This is a genomic window from Amycolatopsis sp. GM8, assembly GCF_021653975.1.
GTDB lineage: Bacteria > Actinomycetota > Actinomycetes > Mycobacteriales > Pseudonocardiaceae > Amycolatopsis_E.
Window position 1 is genome coordinate 163,801 of record NZ_JAJKFK010000006.1, and the last position, 15,383, is coordinate 179,183.

Consider the following 15,383-nt stretch of genomic DNA (forward strand, 5'->3'; position numbering starts at 1 on the left):
CAGTCGAACGGTCACTTACCGTAATCGTTTGTGGCGCGGAGAGGTCGCGCCGGTCCCCACTGCCAGCCGATGGACGGAGGTCGGATGGACGAGACATTTCCCGCTACCGATGCGGTTACCGGGTTCGAGCGCCACCGGACGCGGCCGGGTGCGGTCCGGATTCCGGCGCGGGCTTCGTCGACCCGATGGGAGCGGCGTTACCGCGCCTGGGTGATCGGCTGCGACACCTTCGCGACACTCTTGGTGATCGCGACGACCGCGTTCGTCATCCTCGACCTCACCGGCCGACCGTACTTCCTGCACGCCTCCGGTACCGCGGTGGCGATCCTCTGCTCGCTGCCGCTCAACCGCGCGTGGAGCCAGCACGTGTTCGGCGAGGGCGCGGAAGAGTACCGCCGGCTCGGCCGGGCGCTGATCATGGCGGCGGTCGTGGTGGCGCTCGCCGGGCTGCTGTTCGGCGCGCTCGACGTGCAGCCCTGGGTGTTCCTCGTGGTGCCGGCGGTCGGCCTGATCGCGCTGCCGCAGCGGTACGTGCTGCGCAAGGTCCTGCACCACGCGCGCAACAAGGCCGGCACCTGCATGCTGCCGGTGATGGCCGCCGGGGCGACGGACACGGTGCTCGCGCTGATCGAGCGCACCCGCGAGGACTCGCACGTCGGCTGGCGGGTCGAGGCGGTCTGCACCGACAGCGGGACCGGCGAGGTCGGCGGGATCGCGGTGGCCGGCCGGCTCGACGACGTCGCCGACCAGGTGCGCCGCGGCGGCTACCGGCTCGTCGCCGTCACCGCCGATCCACATTGGACACCCGCCCGGCTGCAGCAGCTCGCGTGGGACCTCGAAGGCACGGGCGCGGAGCTCGTCGTGGCGCCGGTGCTGATGGAGATCGCCGGGCCGCGGCTCAACGTGTCCGGTGTGCTGGGCATGCCGTTGCTGCGGGTGAGCGCGCCGGCGTTCTCCGGCGGGCGGCGGATCGTCAAGGAGGTCTTCGACCGCGCCATGGCGGGGCTCGGCGTGCTCGCGATCTCCCCGCTGCTGCTGCTGATCGCGGTGCTGATCAAGCTGAACGACCACGGTCCGGTGTTCTACCGCCAGCGCCGCGTCGGGCGGGACGGCGACACGTTCATGATGATCAAGTTCCGCACGATGGTCGTGAACGCCGACCAGATCCGCAACGAGCTGCTCGACTCGAACGACGGCGCCGGCCCGCTGTTCAAGATGCGCCGCGACCCGCGGGTCACGCGGGTCGGCGCGGTGCTGCGCCGGTACTCGCTCGACGAGCTGCCGCAGCTGTTCAACGTGCTCAGCGGCCGGATGTCGCTGGTCGGGCCGCGGCCGCCGCTGCCGAAGGAGACCGAGAGCTACCACCGCGCCGCCCGCCGACGGCTGCTGGTCAAGCCGGGGCTGACCGGGTTGTGGCAGGTCAGCGGGCGCAGTGATCTGAGCTGGGACCAGAGCGTCCGGCTGGACCTGCGTTACGTCGAGGACTGGTCGCTGGCGCTGGACATGGTGATCCTGTGGAAGACGGCCCGCGCCGTCCTGGGCGGGAAGGGCGCGTACTAAGTTCGCGACGTGGTTGATCTCCCTGACAGACCCGTGCGGCCCTCGCACCGCCCGCTGATCGTGTTCCTGGCCGTCGCCGTCGTGGTGATCGCCGGTGCCGTGGCGACCGTCGTGCTGTGGCCGCGCACCGAGCACGCGACCGGTCCCGCGCCGGTGATCTCCCTGACGGGGCACCAGGTCTGCGCCGACGACATCGTGATCCGCGTGGAAACCGACGAGACGATGCGCCAGATCGCCGAAGTGGTCCGCAACGACCATCGGGCGCAGCGGCTCTACTCCGAGACCAAACAGGAAGCGCTGGTGCGTTTCCGGGAGATCTTCAAGGACTCTCCCGACCTGGTGCGTAGTGCTCGCGTGGAGGCGCTGCCCGCGTCGATCACCGTCCTGCCCGTCGAGGGGGCCGACCTGCACGCCTGGGTCACGCAGCTGTCCGCCGCGTTCCCGGCGGCGACTTCGATCGAGGCCCTCGTCCGCGACGAGATCGCGGCCAAGCTCGGGCACAAGTACGGCGCCCCGTCGCCGTGCCCGCCGAGTGGGGAGTTCTGATGCTTTCCTTGCGGCTGCCGGAAGTCCGGCGGGTGGCGCTGCTCGGCGCGCACTGTGACGACCTCGCGATCGGGGCGGGCGGCAGCCTGCTCACGATGTGCGTGCAGCGGCCCGATCTCGAAGTGCACGCCCTCGTGCTCGGCGGCGGGGGCACCGCCCGCGAGGACGAAGAACGCGCCGCGCTCATCGAGTTCTGTGCCCCCGCCCGGCTCGAGTTGACCGTGCTCGACCTCCCGGACGGCCGGATGCCCGCGCACTGGCTCCGGGCGAAGGAAGCCGTCGCCGCGCTGCGCGGCCGGGTCGACCCGGACCTGGTGCTCGCCCCGCACCGCGACGACCGGCACCAGGACCACCGGCTGCTGGCGGAGATCGTGCCGCAGGTGTTCCGCGACCACCTCGTGCTGGGCTACGAGATCCTCAAGTGGGACGGCGACCTGAGCCAGCCCGGCGGGTACCAGCCACTGACCGAGGACACCGCGCGGCGCAAGGCCGAGTTGCTCGCCAAGCACTACCCGTCCCAGCACGGCAAGGACTGGTACGACGAGGAAACGTTCCTCGCCCTCGCCCGCCTCCGCGGCGTCGAGCAGCACACCCGCTACGCCGAGGCCTTCCACGTCGAAAAGCTCAGGCTCGACCTAGGCTGACCAGCAACTCCCGCCACGAGGGGGCTCGGGCGTCGCGGGCGCTGACGACGGTCACCGGCAGTGGCCAGGTGATCGCGAGGTCCGGATCGTCGTACCGCACGGCGAGATCCTCCGCCGGGTCGTGCGGCCGGTCGATCCGGTAGCACACGTCCGCGACGTCGGTCAGCGCCTGGAACCCGTGCAGCATCCCCGGCGGCACGTACAGGTGCGCGAACTCCGTGTCGTCGAGCCGGAACTCCAGCCGCGTCCCGAACGTCGGCGAGGCCGGCCGGATGTCGATCACCGTGTCCAGCACCGCGCCGTGGGCACAGCGCACGAGTTTCGCCTCGCCGTCGCCGGAACGCCCGTGCATCCCGCGCACCACACCCAGCCGCGAGCGGGACTGCGAATCCTGGGCGAGCGCGCCCAGTTCGATCCCGTGCTCGCGGGCGATCGCGGCATCGAACGTCCGCGTGAAGAACCCGCGGTCGTCGTGGTGCGGCTGCGGGGCGAACACGACGACGCCCTCGATCTCGGTCTCGGTCACCTGCACGGCTAAGTTGCTCCTGTCTCCGGTCACCTGATCTTCGGGAGTTCCCGTGCCATCTTGCCGGTCCTGTGGCGCGGCCGCGGGCGCGCTGGTCCTCGATCTCGGCGAGCAGGCGCCGTGCGACCTGTTCCCGCTCGTCACCGACCCCGGTCCAGATCCGGTGTTCCCGCTTCGCATGTGGCTGTGCGGAAGTTGCGGGCTCGCGCAGCTCGTCGAAGATCCCGGCACCGCCGAGGAACCGGCAGGCATCGAGCCGCGCGCGCTGACCGAGCAGGCCGCCGACGCCGTCCGCGCGCTCACCGAGGCGGGCATCGTGCGGCCGGGCGCGACGGTCGCCGAGTACGGCAGCCCGCACGGAGGTTCGTGGCTTCCGTTGCTGCGCGCCGAAGGGATGCGCGAAACGGGGGAGCGGGCCGATCTCGTGCTCGACTGCTTCGGGTTGATGCACGAACCCGATCAGCGAGCGGCGATGGCGGCGCGTGCCGAGCGCGTGGCCCCTGGCGGCGCGCTGCTGATGCAGTTCCACTCGCTCGCCTCGATCCTCGCCCAGGAACAGTGGAATGCGTTGCGGCACGGGCATTTCGCCTACTACTCGGCGCCCGCCGCGGTCGCCCTCGCCGCGCCGGCCGGGCTGCGCCCCGGCCGTAGCTGGACGTTCCCGCTCTACGGCGGCACGGTGCTGCTCGAACTGCGCCGCGACGCCACCCCCGACGCCGCCACGGACGAACTCCTGCGCCGCGAACATGCGGCGGGCGTGACCGACCCCGTCCGGGTCGCCGGGCTCGGGCACGCGGCCGGCGCCGGGGCCCGCCGGTTACGTGATCGATTGACCGATTGTGCCGGGTCGGGCCGGCGAGTGGTCGGGTACGGCGCCGCCTCACGGGCCGTCGCACTGCTGCGGCACGCCGGTATCGGTCCGGAATTGCTGCCCGAGATAGTAGATATTTCTACCGCCAAGCACGGGCGCCGAATGCCCGCGAGTGCAATTCCGATAGTCGGTCCGGACACCCTGCGCGGCGATCTTCCGGACGCCGTCCTGCTGTTCGTGCCCGACCTGCTCGCCGAGGTGCGTGCCGCGTTCCCGGAGCTCGCCGGGCACGCTGAGTGGATCTTGGCATAGCGTTCACGCAGGTCAGCTCACACGTCGTGCTGAATCCGGCACGGAGCGCTCTGGCAATCACCCGATAGATGCGGATCGATCACCCAGTTGCGCGTAACACCAGAGCGTGACAGACCTATAGTCACCATGAACATCAATCAGGCGGGCGGGCCTGAGGAAACGAAACGGGGTGGCGGCGCGATCATGCTTGGCGTCGAGCGGCTGTCGTGCCGGCTGTGCGGAGACGCCGACCTCGTCAGCGTGGCCGACCTCGGGGCGAGCCCGCCGTGCGAGTCCTTTCTCGCGGCCGCGGAATTGGACGCGCCCGAATTGACGTATCCGCTGCATTTGCGATTGTGCGCGAATTGTTTTCTCGTGCAACTGCCGCCGTTGCTCGATCCCGACGAGACATTCACCGAGTACGCGTATTTCTCGTCATTCTCCAACTCCTGGCTGAAGCACGCCGGGGCATTCGTCACGACGTCCGTCGACCGGCTCGGGCTCGGCGACTCGTCGTTCGTCGTGGAGGTCGCCAGCAACGACGGGTACCTGCTTCGCAACGTCGTCGGGCGCGGGCTGCGCTGCCTGGGCATCGAGCCGTCGGTCAACGTCGGGCAGGCTGCGCGCGACGCCGGGGTGCCGACGCTGACGGCGTTCCTCGACGCGGAGACCGGCGCGGCGGTCCGGCGCGAGCACGGGCCCGCGGATCTGGTGGTGGCCAACAACGTCTACGCGCACATCCCGGACATCCTGGGCTTCACGCGCGGCCTGAGGGAGCTCGTCGCGGACGACGGCTGGCTCTCCATCGAGGTGCAGCACCTGCTGACCATGATCGAGCTGACCCAGTACGACACGATCTACCACGAGCATTTCCAGTACTACACGGTGGAAACCGCGCAGCGGGCGCTGAAGACCGCCGGGCTCGCGGTGGTCGACGTCGAGAAGCTGCCGACGCACGGCGGGTCCATCCGGCTGTGGGCGCGCCCCGAGGCCGTCGCCGGTGAGCCGAGCGAGCGGATGCGCGCGGTGCTCGCCGAGGAGAAGGCCGCCGGGCTGCACGAGCTGAGCGGGTACGAGGACTTCGCCGCCCGCGTCGACCGGGTCCGGCTCGACCTGCTCGACTTCCTGGTCCAGACCAAATGCCGCGGCGAGCGGGTTGTCGGCTATGGCGCGCCGGGCAAGGGAAACACGTTGCTCAACCACTGCGGTATCCGGCCGGACCTGCTGCCGTACACAGTGGACCGCAACCCCTACAAGCACGGCCGGTACACGCCGGGCACCCGGATCCCGATCGTGGCGCCCGAGCGGATCGCCGAGGACCGGCCCGACTACGTGCTCGTGCTGCCGTGGAACCTGCGGACCGAGCTGAGCGCGCAGCTCGCGTACATCGCGGACTGGGGCGGCCGGCTCGTGTTCCCCATCCCGCGGCTCGAGATCGTGTCCCCCGACAGAGAGGCGAGACAAGCATGAAGGTGGTGCTCTTCTGCGGCGGTTACGGCATGCGCATGCGTAACGGCCCCGCGGACGACGTGCCGAAACCCATGCAGTTGGTCGGTCCGCGACCGCTGCTGTGGCACGTGATGCGCTACTACGCCCATTTCGGGCACAAGGACTTCGTGCTCTGCCTCGGCTACGGCGCGCGGCACATCAAGGACTTCTTCCTGACCTACACCGAGACCGCGTCGAACGATTTCGTGCTGCGCGGCGGTCAGGTCGAGCTGCTGTCCACGGACATCAGCGACTGGTCGATCACCTTCGTGCACACCGGGACCGAGTCGACCATCGGCGAGCGGCTGCGCCGGGTCCGCGAGTACGTCGCGGACGAGGAGATCTTCCTCGCCAACTACGCCGACGTGCTCACCGACGCCCCGCTGGACGAGATGATCACGAACTTCGCCGCCGCCGACGCGGGCGCTTCGATGATGGTGGTGCCGCCGCAGTCCACGTTCCACTGCGTCGAGCTGGACGGGCGGCAGGTGCGTTCGATCAGTTCCGCGAGCCAGCTGCCGGTGTGGGAGAACGCCGGGTTCTTCGTGCTGCGCCAGGAGGTCTTCGACCACCTGCCGGAGAACGGGGATCTCGTCGAGGACGCCTGCGGCACGCTCGCCGAGAAGGGCCGCCTGGTCGCGTACCCGTACCGCGGGTTCTGGCAGCCGGCCGACACGTTCAAGGAGCGCGCCGCGCTCGACGCCGCGTACGAAAGCGGCGCGCGGCCGTGGATGCTGTGGGAAAGGGCGGCGGCATGAAGGTTCTGCTGACCGGGCACCAGGGTTATCTCGGCTCGGTGATGGCGCCGGTGCTGCGTGCCGCGGGGCACGAGGTCGCCGGGCTCGACTCGGGGCTGTTCGCGGAATGCGTGCTCGGGCCGAAGCCGGACGACCCGCCCGGCGAGCCCGTGGACCTCCGTGACGTCACCGCCGACCGGGTCGCCGGCTTCGACGCGGTGATCCACCTCGCCGCGCTGTCCAACGACCCGCTCGGCTCGCTCCGCCCAGAGCTGACCTACGACATCAACCACGCCGCGTCGGTCCGCCTCGCCAGGCTCGCCAAGGACGCCGGGGTCCGCCGCTTCCTTTACGCCTCAACGTGTTCGGTGTACGGCGCGGCGGGGGAGGACCTCGTCGGCGAGGACGCGCCGCTGCGGCCGGTGACCCCGTACGCCGAGTCCAAGGTGCGGGTCGAGGACGACCTGCACGAGCTGGCCGGCGACTCGTTCAGCCCGGTCTACCTGCGCAACGCGACCGCGTTCGGCTTCTCGCCCCGGCCGCGCGCGGACATCGTGCTCAACAACCTGGTGGGCCACGCGGTGCTCACCGGCGAGGTGCGGGTACTGTCCGATGGCACGCCGTGGCGCCCGCTCGTGCACGTGCTCGACATCGCGGCGGCCTTCACCGAGGCACTCGCCGCACCCGTGGACGCGGTGCACGACACCGCGTTCAACGTCGGCACCGAGGTCAACAACCTGACGGTGCGCCAGATCGCCGAAGCCGTGGCGGACGCGGTGCCGGACTCGAAACTGCTGATCACCGGCGAATCCGGGCCCGACCCCCGGTCCTACCGGGTGGACTTCTCGCGCATCCGGGCCGCGCTGCCCGGGTTCGAAGCCGCCTGGACGGTGCCGGCGGGCGCCCGCGAACTCGCCGACGCCTACACCCGGCACGGGCTGACCGCCGAGGCCTTCGAACAGCGGTACACCCGGCTCGCTCACCTGCGCGGACAGCAGGATCGTGGACTGCTGGCACAAGATCTGCGGCTCAGCGGAACCTGATCGCCCGCGAAGCGTCTGACCAATATCCCCCTCCCCGAAATCTCCCCCGGCCCCCGTGAGGAACCAGCGCGTGACGATCACCGAGTCCCCGCGTAGCGTCACCGGCGCGCAGCAGCCCGAGTTCGAGAACCTCGGCGACGCGATCGCCCGCGCCGCCCGGCACATCCCGAAGCGCCGTCTCGAACCCGACGTCACCATCGTCGTCCCGGCCAAGAACGAGGCCGCGAACCTGCGTGTCGTGCTGCCCGAGCTGCCCCGGGTGCACGAGGTCATCGTGGTCGACGGGCATTCCGGGGACGACACGCTGCAGGCCGCGCACGAGGCGCTGCCCGGGGTCCGAGTCATCCAGCAGACCCGCCGTGGCAAGGGGAACGCGCTCGCGTGCGGGTTCCAGGCCGCCTCCGGTGACCTGATCGTCATGTTCGACGCCGACGGCTCCGCGGACCCGGCCGAGATCGCCCGGTTCGTCGACGCGCTCGTCGGCGGTGCGGATTTCGCAAAGGGCACCCGGTTCGCCCCCGGCGGCGGCAGCCACGACATCACGGCGCTGCGCGCGGCAGGCAACTCGGGGCTGAACCGGTTGTCCAACACGCTGTTCTCCGGCGGGTTCACGGATCTGTGCTACGGCTACAACGCGTTCTGGCGGGACCTCGTGCCACGCCTGGCGCTGCCGCCGGTGTTCGCGCCGCCGGAGCCGGACATGCTGTGGGGCGACGGGTTCGAGATCGAGACCGTGATCAACTGCCGGGCCGCCGCACTCGGCCTGTGGATCACCGAGGTGCCGAGCGTCGAGCGCAAGCGCATCTACGGCGAGACGAACCTGCGCACGTTCACCGACGGCGGGCGCGTGCTGCGCACCCTCGTCGCGGAGTGGCAGCGCGTCGGCCGCCAGCGCCGTACCCGCCGGTTCGGCGAGTTCACCCCGGCCACGTTGCCGCAGGCGGCCGAAAGAGTGATCGAAAGAGCAGAAAGAGCATGACCGACACCGATCCCGCCACCACGGTGGTGATCTGCGCGTACACCGAGCGGCGCTGGGACGACCTGGTCGCCGCCGTGGCGGGAGTGCGGGCGCAGACCGCGCCGGTGGCCGAGATCATCCTTGTGATCGACCACAACCCGGAGCTCGAACAGCGCGCCGCGGCCGGGTTCTCCGGCGTGCTCGTGGTGCCGAACACGGGACGGCGCGGGCTTTCCGGAGCGCGCAACACCGCGATCGAACTCGCCAAGGGCGACGTGCTCGCGTTCCTCGACGACGACGCCGTGCCCGAACCGGACTGGCTCGAGCAGTTGCTCGACGGCTACCGGGACCCGCGGGTGCTCGCCGTCGGCGGGGCCGCGCGCCCGGTGTGGCCGGACGGCGAGCGCTCGCGGCTGCTGCCCGCGCGCGGGGCGGGCACCGGCGAGCTGGACTGGGTCGTCGGCTGCACCTACACCGGCCAGCCGGTGACCGACACCCCGGTGCGGAACCTGATGGGCTGCAACATGTCCTTCCGGCGTGAGGCGTTCCAGCTGGCCGGGCTGTTCACCGAGGATCTCGGCCGGGTCGGGCGCACGCCGCTGGGCTGCGAGGAGACCGAGCTGTGCATCCGGCTGGAGCAGGCCTCGCCGGGCGCGCTGATCGTGTTCCGGCCCTCGTCGGTGGTGCGCCACCGGGTCACGCCCGACCGGCTGACCTGGCGCTACCTGCGTCGTCGCGGCTGGGGTGAGGGGATCTCGAAGGCGCTGGTCTCGCGGTCGGTCGGGGCGGACGCGGCGCTGTCCACCGAACGCGATTACCTCCGCCGGGTCATCCCGGCCGCCGTGCTGCGTGAGTTCGGGAACTCGTTGCGCGGCAAGGGTTTCTCGGGGTTGGTCGCGCTGTTCGTCGTGGTGGGCGCGACCGCGGCCGGGTACGCGCGCGGCAAGCTGACCCGGCAGCGGCTGCGGATCCGGGTCAGCACCCCGAAACTCGTGCACGGCCCGATCCATGTGGCCACTGTGGACATTCGGGATATGCCCGCGCGGCTGCAGGTCCCGTCGCGCGCGGTCGGGCACTATCGCGCGGCGCAGGTACTGGTGCGCGACGGCGAGCGCACGCTGGACGTGGTGCTGCTGCCGGTGCACCGCGGCGCGGTCCGGCTCGACCTGATCGGCATCGGAACCCCCGCGGTGGCACCGAAACCGGAGTTCGAACGGCCGCTGATCAGCGTCGTGATCCCGACCGCGCACCGCAAGGACCAGGCCGTCGAAAGCGTGCGCGCCGCGCTCGCCGCGGGCTATCCCCGGCTGGAAATCCTGGTGGTGGACAACTTCCCGGCCGAGCCGGACGGGGACGACCGGCTGCGCGGCGAGGTCGAGCGGCTCGGCGCGCGCTACCTGGTCGAGCCGCGCAAGGGCGTGAGCACCGCGCGCAACACCGGTGCGGTGGCGAGCACCGGCGAGTTCATCGCGTTCCTCGACGAGAACATCAGCGTCGAACCCGGCTGGTTCGACGCGGTCGCCGAGGAGTTCGTCGCAGACCCGGACGTCGGCTGCGTGACCGCGATGGTGCTGCCGGCGAGCCTGGAGACCGACGCCGAGGTGCTCTTCGAGCGGCTCAAGGGCTACAGCCACACCGTCCGCCGCCAGCGGCTGGACCGCGAGACCGTGCGCGAGGACCCGCTGTACCCGCTGTCGATGGCGCGCTACGGCCCCGGCAGCTGCACGACGTGGCGCCGCTCGACGTTCGAGGGACTGCGCGGGTTCGACCCGTTGCTGGGCGCGGGCACGCCGGCGATGTCGGGGGAGGACCTGGACCTGTTCGTCCGCCTCGCCCGCGCCCGCGGCACGGTCGTCTACACCCCGCACGCGGTCGCCCGGCACACGCACCGCGCGGACTGGCTGGAGCTGCGCGAGCAGATGCGCGGCTACGGCGTCGGGCTCTCCGCGATGCTGCTGCTGTCGGTGGTGCGACGGCCGATCGGGGTGTTCTCGATCATCCGCCGCGTCCCGCGCGGGATGGCGCGGCTCGCGTCGCGGACACCCGAGCTGCCGCTGTCGGATCGTGCGGCCCGTTCGCGGCTGCGCCAGCTGCGCCGCGACGAGCGGTACGGCATGCTCGACGGCCCGCTCGCACTGGCGAGGGCATGGAAACGGCACCGGCTGGATGCACGGTCACGCCCCCGGTAGAGAATTGCCGTCGCGTTCGAACGGAAGGGTGGCAGTGACCGAGCAGCTCAGGATCCGCCGATTCACGGCGTACGGCCTGCTCGGTGTCTGTTTCGTGACCGTGCTCCTGATCGTGCTGGATCTGGACAGCCCGATCCGGACGATCGCGGTGCTGCTGTTCGTCGGCACCGCGCCGGGCTGGGCGCTGATCTCCTACGTCAACGTGCGGCACCTGTCGGTCACCTGGATCAGCGCGGTCGGGCTGTCGCTGTCGGTCGGGCTGATCGTGGCGCAGATGCTCGTGCTGACCCATCAGTGGCATCCGGAGGCGGCGGTGGTCGGGATGGCGATCGCGACGGCGGCGCTGCTGGTGCACCACGTGCTGCGCAGCCGCCCGCGGAGCGTGTCGTGACCCAGACGAAGCCCGGGCGCGCGGGCAAGGGAATGGTGGCCGACGGGCTCGCGCTGTCGGCCAGTGCCGGGATCACCGCGGTCGCCGGGATGGTCGGCTGGGTGCTCGCCGCGCGCCTGCTGCCCGCGGCCGAGGTCGGCGACACGTCCGCGTTCGTGTCCGGGTTCCTGCTCATCGCCGGGGTGGCCGAACTCGGCCTCGGCCCGGCGATCCTGCGCTGGCTTCCCCGGTCCGGCGCGAAGAACCGGCGGCTGCTCGCCCGCGGTTATCTCGCGGTGCTCCTCGGCGGGCTGGCCGGGTCGGCGGTGTTCGTGCTGGTGCCCGCGGGCGCCGACGTGGTGCATCGGCTGCCGGCCGGGGTGCTGCTGTTCGTGCCCGCCGCGGTCGGCTGGACGCTGTTCCAGTTCCAGGACGCGGTGCTCACCGGGCTCGGCCAGGCGCGCTGGGTCCCGGTGGAGAACGGGTCGTTCAGCGTGCTGCGGCTGGCTCTGCTGGGCGCGCTCGCGCCGGTCGTCGGCTCGCTCGGGCTGGTGCTGTCCTGGATGGTGCCGACCGTGCTCGGTGTCGTCGTCGTGACAGTGCTGGTGTTCCGCCGGGTGCGCCCCGGTGCCGGGCCGGGCGAGCTGCCGGACCGGCGGGAGGTCGTGCGGCTGCTCGCCCCGACCTACCCCGCGACCGTGTGCGTCGTCGTGCTGTACAACCTGGTGCCGCTGATCATCCTGCACCGCTTCGGCGCCGAGGCGAACGCGGTCTTCTTCGTGGTCTGGACCGCGATCAACGCGCTCGACGTGGCCGCCACCGCGTTCGTGAACCCGCTCGTCGTGCGCCTGTCCGCCGAGCCGGAGCACGCGCGGAGCCTGGTGCGGGGCGCCGGCGGGCGGCTGTTCCTCGTGTTCGCGCCGGTCCTGCTGATCGGTGGTGTGCTCGCCGGGCTGCTGCTGGCGATCTTCGGCCGGGACTACACCCAGGGCACCGACCTGCTCCGGATCCTGCTCGCCGCCCAGCTGCCGCGGCTGGCCGTCGTGCTCGCGGTCGGGGTGCACCTGGCGGCGGGCCGGGGCCTGGGCGTCGCCGCCCTGCACGCGGTCACCGCGCTGGCCGCCGTGGTGCTGGCGCTGGTGATGCCGAGCCAGCTCACGTTCGGCATCGGAATGCTTGTCGCGCAAGGTGTTCTCGCCGTCGTGGTGCTCGCCGACCTGCGTACCCGGCTGCCGGGGGCCCGCTCGTGACGAACCTGCCCACCCGGTTCCTGCGGCCGTTCCGCCCGAACCGGCCGGTCCGCCGCTACCCGGGCCGCAACCAGCCGGTGCACTACCCGCCGCCCAGCAGCCCGACCCGCTACATCCCGGCCGCGGGCAAGCTCGGCCCACCGGCACCACCGGACGCCAAGGCACCGCCGAAGCGGGCCGTCGAGTCACGGCCCCGGCTCGGCCAGGGCGCCGGCCGCCCCGCGATCCTCGCCGACCCGTTCGCCGGGCCCGCGCTCGCCGCGGTCGCGCTGATCCTGTGGGTCGTCGGGCTGCACCCCATCCCGCCGTCGGAGATGGGCGGTATGGGCATCGTCGCCGAGCTGTCCATCCCGACCCTGCTGTCCTATCCGATACTGGTCGCGGCGCTCGTGCTGGAACTGCTGCGCTACACCCCGCGCACCCCGTTCCTGTCCGGGTACACGCTGCTCGGCGTCGTGTTCGTGTACGGGCTGCAGCCCGCGGTCGAACAGGTCGCGCGGCTTCCGGTCGGCTGGCTGCACGTCGGGTTCGCCGACTACATCGCCACCCACGGCGACATCCTGCACAACTACGACGCGCGGTTCTCCTGGGCCGGTTTCTTCTCCCTCGTCGCGATGATCACCAAGGCGGCCGGGATCCCGGACGCGGTCCCGCTGCTGAACTGGGCGCCGCTCGTGCTGTCCGGGCTGATGGTGCTGGGCGTGCGGGCGCTCGCGGTGTCCGCGCTCGGCAACCGGCGCGCGTCCTGGATCGCGCCGTGGATCTTCCTCGCCGCCGACTGGACCGAACAGGACTACTTCTCGCCGCAGGGCGTCGCGATGGTGCTGCTGCTCGCCGCGCTGACGCTCACCTTCCGGCACCTGGTGCGGCCCCGGCTCACCGAACCGGTCAAGGCGAGACTGCGGGCCCGCCTCGCACCCCGCTCCAGCCCGAAGGCCCGGCTGGTCGCGCAGGGCGCGGTGGTGCTGATCGGCCTCGCGCTCGCGTTCACCCACCAGCTCACGCCGTTCCTGCTCGGCGCGCTCCTGTTGTTGCTGCTGCTGTTCGGCAGGCTGTGGCCGGCGTGGCTGCCGTTCCTCGTGCTCGGCGCCGCGGTCGTCTGGTTCTCCCTGGGCGCGTCGGAGTTCTGGAGCGGGCAGCTGATCCAGATGATCCTCAGCCCGCTCGGCGACGTCAGCTCGTCGGTGGACGAGGGCATCGTGAACCGGTTCGCCGGCGGCACCGGGCATCTGATCGTGCTCGCGGTCCGCGTCGTGACCACCGTGTTCGTGATGGGGCTGGGCGCGGTCGGCGTCGTGCTGATGCGCCGGGAGGCGCTGCGCTCGTGGCTGCTGCCGGTGCTGTGCCTGGCGCCGTTCGGGATCGCGGTCGCGCAGCCCTACGGCGGCGAAGTGTTCGTGCGGTGCTTCCTGTACTCGTTGCCGGTGCTGGCGCTGCCCGCGGCGATCGTGCTGGAACGGGCGGCGACCAGCGCGCGGCGGATGCGCTGGCGCAACCGGCCGACGCGCACCGTCCTGCTCGCCGGCATCCCGTGGCTCGTGCTGACCGGGCTGATCGCCACGACGGTCACCGCGCGCGGTGGCAACGACGCGTACACCAGCTTCACCCGCAGCGACATCTCCGCCGCGGCGTGGGCCGTCCAGCAGGCCAAGCCCGGGCAGCGGGTGGACTCGCTGGTGAACTCGGTGCCGTTGTCGTTCAGCAGGGTCGGCGAGGTCACCCAGTACGAAGTGGACGGTTACTGCCCGCGGCTGGACCAGCTCGACCCGCTCGTCGCGTGCGTCCGCGAGTCGGGGCCGGACTATCTTGTCCTCACCCCGCCCCAGATCGCGTACCTGAAGATCTTCGACGGCGTGCCCGCCGACTACGGCGACCGGCTCGTCAAGGGGCTGGCGGACACCGGGCTGTACCGGCTCGCCTTCAACGACGACGGCTCGCTGGTGCTGGCCAGGACCGCGCCGGCGGACAACAACATCCAGGGCAGTGGTGGAGGAACAGGGTGAGCGACTTGGAACAATGTCTCGGATCGGCTTGCGTGGCGGTGCGGGTGGCGGAACCTGAGGCGGCCCCTGGCTCCGGGATCGCCTCCTCATGAATGCCAATTCACCACGTCGGCGCTGTCCTCGCCAGGAACCACCTCAGAACCCGCGGCGGCGCCGGTTGACAGCCCACAGCGAGCGGCTCCGCCGCTCCGAACCGCCGCTTGGCCGCAGACTGATGGGCCAGGTGCGGATAGAGCTCTGGGCGATGACGGTCGGCGCGGTGGTCAACGGGCTGCTCGGCAGCGCGGTCATGCCGCGCCCGCTGCGGCTGGCCGGCTACAAGCTGCTCGGCGCGCAGGTGCGTTCCGGCAACATCTTTCCCGGCCTGCGCGTCTACGGCTCGATGCGGAACCTGGAGATCGGCCGGCGCACGTTCCTCAACGCCGAGTGCTACCTGGAGCCGGTGGCGCCGATCCGGATCGGTGAGGCCTGCCAGTTCGGCCCGCAGGCCATGATCGTCACCTCGCACCACCCGACGCTGCCCGACGGCACGGTGTCCCGGATCGCCGAGGGCCGCGCGGTCGAGATCGGCGACCGGGTGTGGGTCGGCGCGCGCGCCCAGATCCTGCCCGGTGTCCGGATCGCCGACGACGTCGTGATCGCGGCCGGCGCGGTCGTGACGCGCGACTGCCCGGTCGCGGGCGTGTACGCCGGGGTGCCGGCGCGGCTCGTCCGGAAGACGACGGTGGACACACCATGAGCCCGGCCGATGTGCTGACGCTGGTCACCGCGGTCCTCGGGGTGGCGCTGCTGGTCGTGCTCGTGGTCCGCACCGTGCTCAAGGAACTCGCCGTCGGCCGCCGCTCCACCGACTCGGCGAGCGCGCGCACGGTGCGGATCCGCACCCTGGACATCGTGGCGCTGGCGCTGACCGTGCTGACGGTGATCGGCGCGGTCTGGCGGATCGTGGTGGGGCTGACCGTATGAC

Annotated in this window: 15 protein-coding genes; 14 read left to right on the forward strand and 1 reads right to left on the reverse strand. The window is 71.4% G+C overall.

All coding sequences use genetic code 11. The features are described from left to right. Nucleotides 1-84 precede the first annotated feature (84 nt). Genes LOZ83_RS27140 through LOZ83_RS27150 form a run of 3 tightly spaced genes read left to right on the forward strand, consistent with a single transcriptional unit; the run spans nt 85 to nt 2,750 of the window. Nucleotides 85-1,560 (forward strand): sugar transferase, encoded by a 1,476-nt coding sequence (locus LOZ83_RS27140; RefSeq protein WP_236794527.1) that lies wholly within the window; start codon nt 85-87, stop codon nt 1,558-1,560. Between the two features lie 9 nt (nt 1,561-1,569). Beyond that, the gene (locus LOZ83_RS40540) at nt 1,570-2,106 is read left to right on the forward strand and encodes a permease-like cell division protein FtsX (protein ID WP_236794528.1); all 537 of its coding nucleotides are present in this window, start codon (nt 1,570-1,572) and stop codon (nt 2,104-2,106) included. Continuing rightward, complete coding sequence (locus tag LOZ83_RS27150) at nt 2,106-2,750, forward strand: PIG-L deacetylase family protein (protein WP_236794529.1); 645 nt, start codon at nt 2,106-2,108, stop codon at nt 2,748-2,750. The genes LOZ83_RS40540 and LOZ83_RS27150 overlap by 1 nt, the downstream gene beginning before the upstream one ends. Here LOZ83_RS27150 and LOZ83_RS27155 read toward each other — a convergent pair. Next, a complete protein-coding gene (locus LOZ83_RS27155) occupies nt 2,731-3,282 on the reverse strand; it encodes a dTDP-4-dehydrorhamnose 3,5-epimerase family protein (RefSeq protein WP_236794530.1) in 552 nt (183 codons plus the stop codon). The genes LOZ83_RS27150 and LOZ83_RS27155 overlap by 20 nt on opposite strands. 46 nt (nt 3,283-3,328) lie before the next feature. Between LOZ83_RS27155 and LOZ83_RS40545 the strand changes: the two genes are divergently transcribed. The 11 genes from LOZ83_RS40545 (at nt 3,329) to LOZ83_RS27210 (ending at nt 15,382) form a co-directional block, all read left to right on the forward strand. Then, nucleotides 3,329-4,399 (forward strand): methyltransferase domain-containing protein, encoded by a 1,071-nt coding sequence (locus tag LOZ83_RS40545; protein ID WP_236794531.1) that lies wholly within the window; start codon nt 3,329-3,331, stop codon nt 4,397-4,399. A gap of 183 nt (nt 4,400-4,582) precedes the next feature. Beyond that, nucleotides 4,583-5,848: a class I SAM-dependent methyltransferase gene (locus LOZ83_RS27165; RefSeq protein WP_236794836.1), complete on the forward strand. Its 1,266-nt coding sequence runs from the start codon at nt 4,583-4,585 to the stop codon at nt 5,846-5,848. Continuing rightward, the gene (locus tag LOZ83_RS27170; RefSeq protein WP_236794532.1) at nt 5,845-6,624 is read left to right on the forward strand and encodes a glucose-1-phosphate cytidylyltransferase; all 780 of its coding nucleotides are present in this window, start codon (nt 5,845-5,847) and stop codon (nt 6,622-6,624) included. The genes LOZ83_RS27165 and LOZ83_RS27170 overlap by 4 nt, the downstream gene beginning before the upstream one ends. Next, on the forward strand, nt 6,621-7,646 hold the full coding sequence (locus LOZ83_RS27175) for an NAD(P)-dependent oxidoreductase (RefSeq protein WP_236794533.1): 1,026 nt from the start codon (nt 6,621-6,623) through the stop codon (nt 7,644-7,646). Before LOZ83_RS27170 ends, LOZ83_RS27175 begins: the two co-directional genes overlap by 4 nt. Nucleotides 7,647-7,716: 70 nt before the next feature. Next, complete coding sequence (locus tag LOZ83_RS27180) at nt 7,717-8,625, forward strand: glycosyltransferase family 2 protein (protein WP_236794534.1); 909 nt, start codon at nt 7,717-7,719, stop codon at nt 8,623-8,625. Next, nucleotides 8,622-10,793, forward strand: a complete 2,172-nt coding sequence (locus LOZ83_RS27185; protein ID WP_236794535.1) for a glycosyltransferase — start codon at nt 8,622-8,624, stop codon at nt 10,791-10,793. Before LOZ83_RS27180 ends, LOZ83_RS27185 begins: the two co-directional genes overlap by 4 nt. A gap of 34 nt (nt 10,794-10,827) precedes the next feature. Then, nucleotides 10,828-11,184 (forward strand): DUF1616 domain-containing protein, encoded by a 357-nt coding sequence (locus LOZ83_RS27190; protein WP_236794536.1) that lies wholly within the window; start codon nt 10,828-10,830, stop codon nt 11,182-11,184. Next, nucleotides 11,181-12,413, forward strand: coding sequence for a lipopolysaccharide biosynthesis protein (locus tag LOZ83_RS27195; RefSeq protein ID WP_236794537.1), 1,233 nt, complete (start codon nt 11,181-11,183; stop codon nt 12,411-12,413). Before LOZ83_RS27190 ends, LOZ83_RS27195 begins: the two co-directional genes overlap by 4 nt. After that, nucleotides 12,410-14,416 (forward strand): hypothetical protein, encoded by a 2,007-nt coding sequence (locus LOZ83_RS27200; RefSeq protein WP_236794538.1) that lies wholly within the window; start codon nt 12,410-12,412, stop codon nt 14,414-14,416. The genes LOZ83_RS27195 and LOZ83_RS27200 overlap by 4 nt, the downstream gene beginning before the upstream one ends. Nucleotides 14,417-14,630: 214 nt before the next feature. Continuing rightward, nucleotides 14,631-15,155: a DapH/DapD/GlmU-related protein gene (locus tag LOZ83_RS27205; RefSeq protein ID WP_236794539.1), complete on the forward strand. Its 525-nt coding sequence runs from the start codon at nt 14,631-14,633 to the stop codon at nt 15,153-15,155. Next, nucleotides 15,152-15,382 (forward strand): hypothetical protein, encoded by a 231-nt coding sequence (locus tag LOZ83_RS27210; protein ID WP_236794540.1) that lies wholly within the window; start codon nt 15,152-15,154, stop codon nt 15,380-15,382. Before LOZ83_RS27205 ends, LOZ83_RS27210 begins: the two co-directional genes overlap by 4 nt. Nucleotide 15,383 lies beyond the last annotated feature (1 nt).

Bases quoted from the DNA above. Each gene is read 5' to 3' on its own strand.
- LOZ83_RS27140 (WP_236794527.1), top strand. From the start codon at position 85: ATGGACGAGACATTTCCCGCTACCGATGCGGTTACCGGGTTCGAGCGC.
- LOZ83_RS27150 (WP_236794529.1), top strand. From the start codon at position 2,106: ATGCTTTCCTTGCGGCTGCCGGAAGTCCGGCGGGTGGCGCTGCTCGGC.
- LOZ83_RS27165 (WP_236794836.1), top strand. From the start codon at position 4,583: ATGCTTGGCGTCGAGCGGCTGTCGTGCCGGCTGTGCGGAGACGCCGAC.
- LOZ83_RS27170 (WP_236794532.1), top strand. From the start codon at position 5,845: ATGAAGGTGGTGCTCTTCTGCGGCGGTTACGGCATGCGCATGCGTAAC.
- LOZ83_RS27175 (WP_236794533.1), top strand. From the start codon at position 6,621: ATGAAGGTTCTGCTGACCGGGCACCAGGGTTATCTCGGCTCGGTGATG.
- LOZ83_RS27185 (WP_236794535.1), top strand. From the start codon at position 8,622: ATGACCGACACCGATCCCGCCACCACGGTGGTGATCTGCGCGTACACC.
- LOZ83_RS27205 (WP_236794539.1), top strand. From the start codon at position 14,631: ATGGGCCAGGTGCGGATAGAGCTCTGGGCGATGACGGTCGGCGCGGTG.
- LOZ83_RS27210 (WP_236794540.1), top strand. From the start codon at position 15,152: ATGAGCCCGGCCGATGTGCTGACGCTGGTCACCGCGGTCCTCGGGGTG.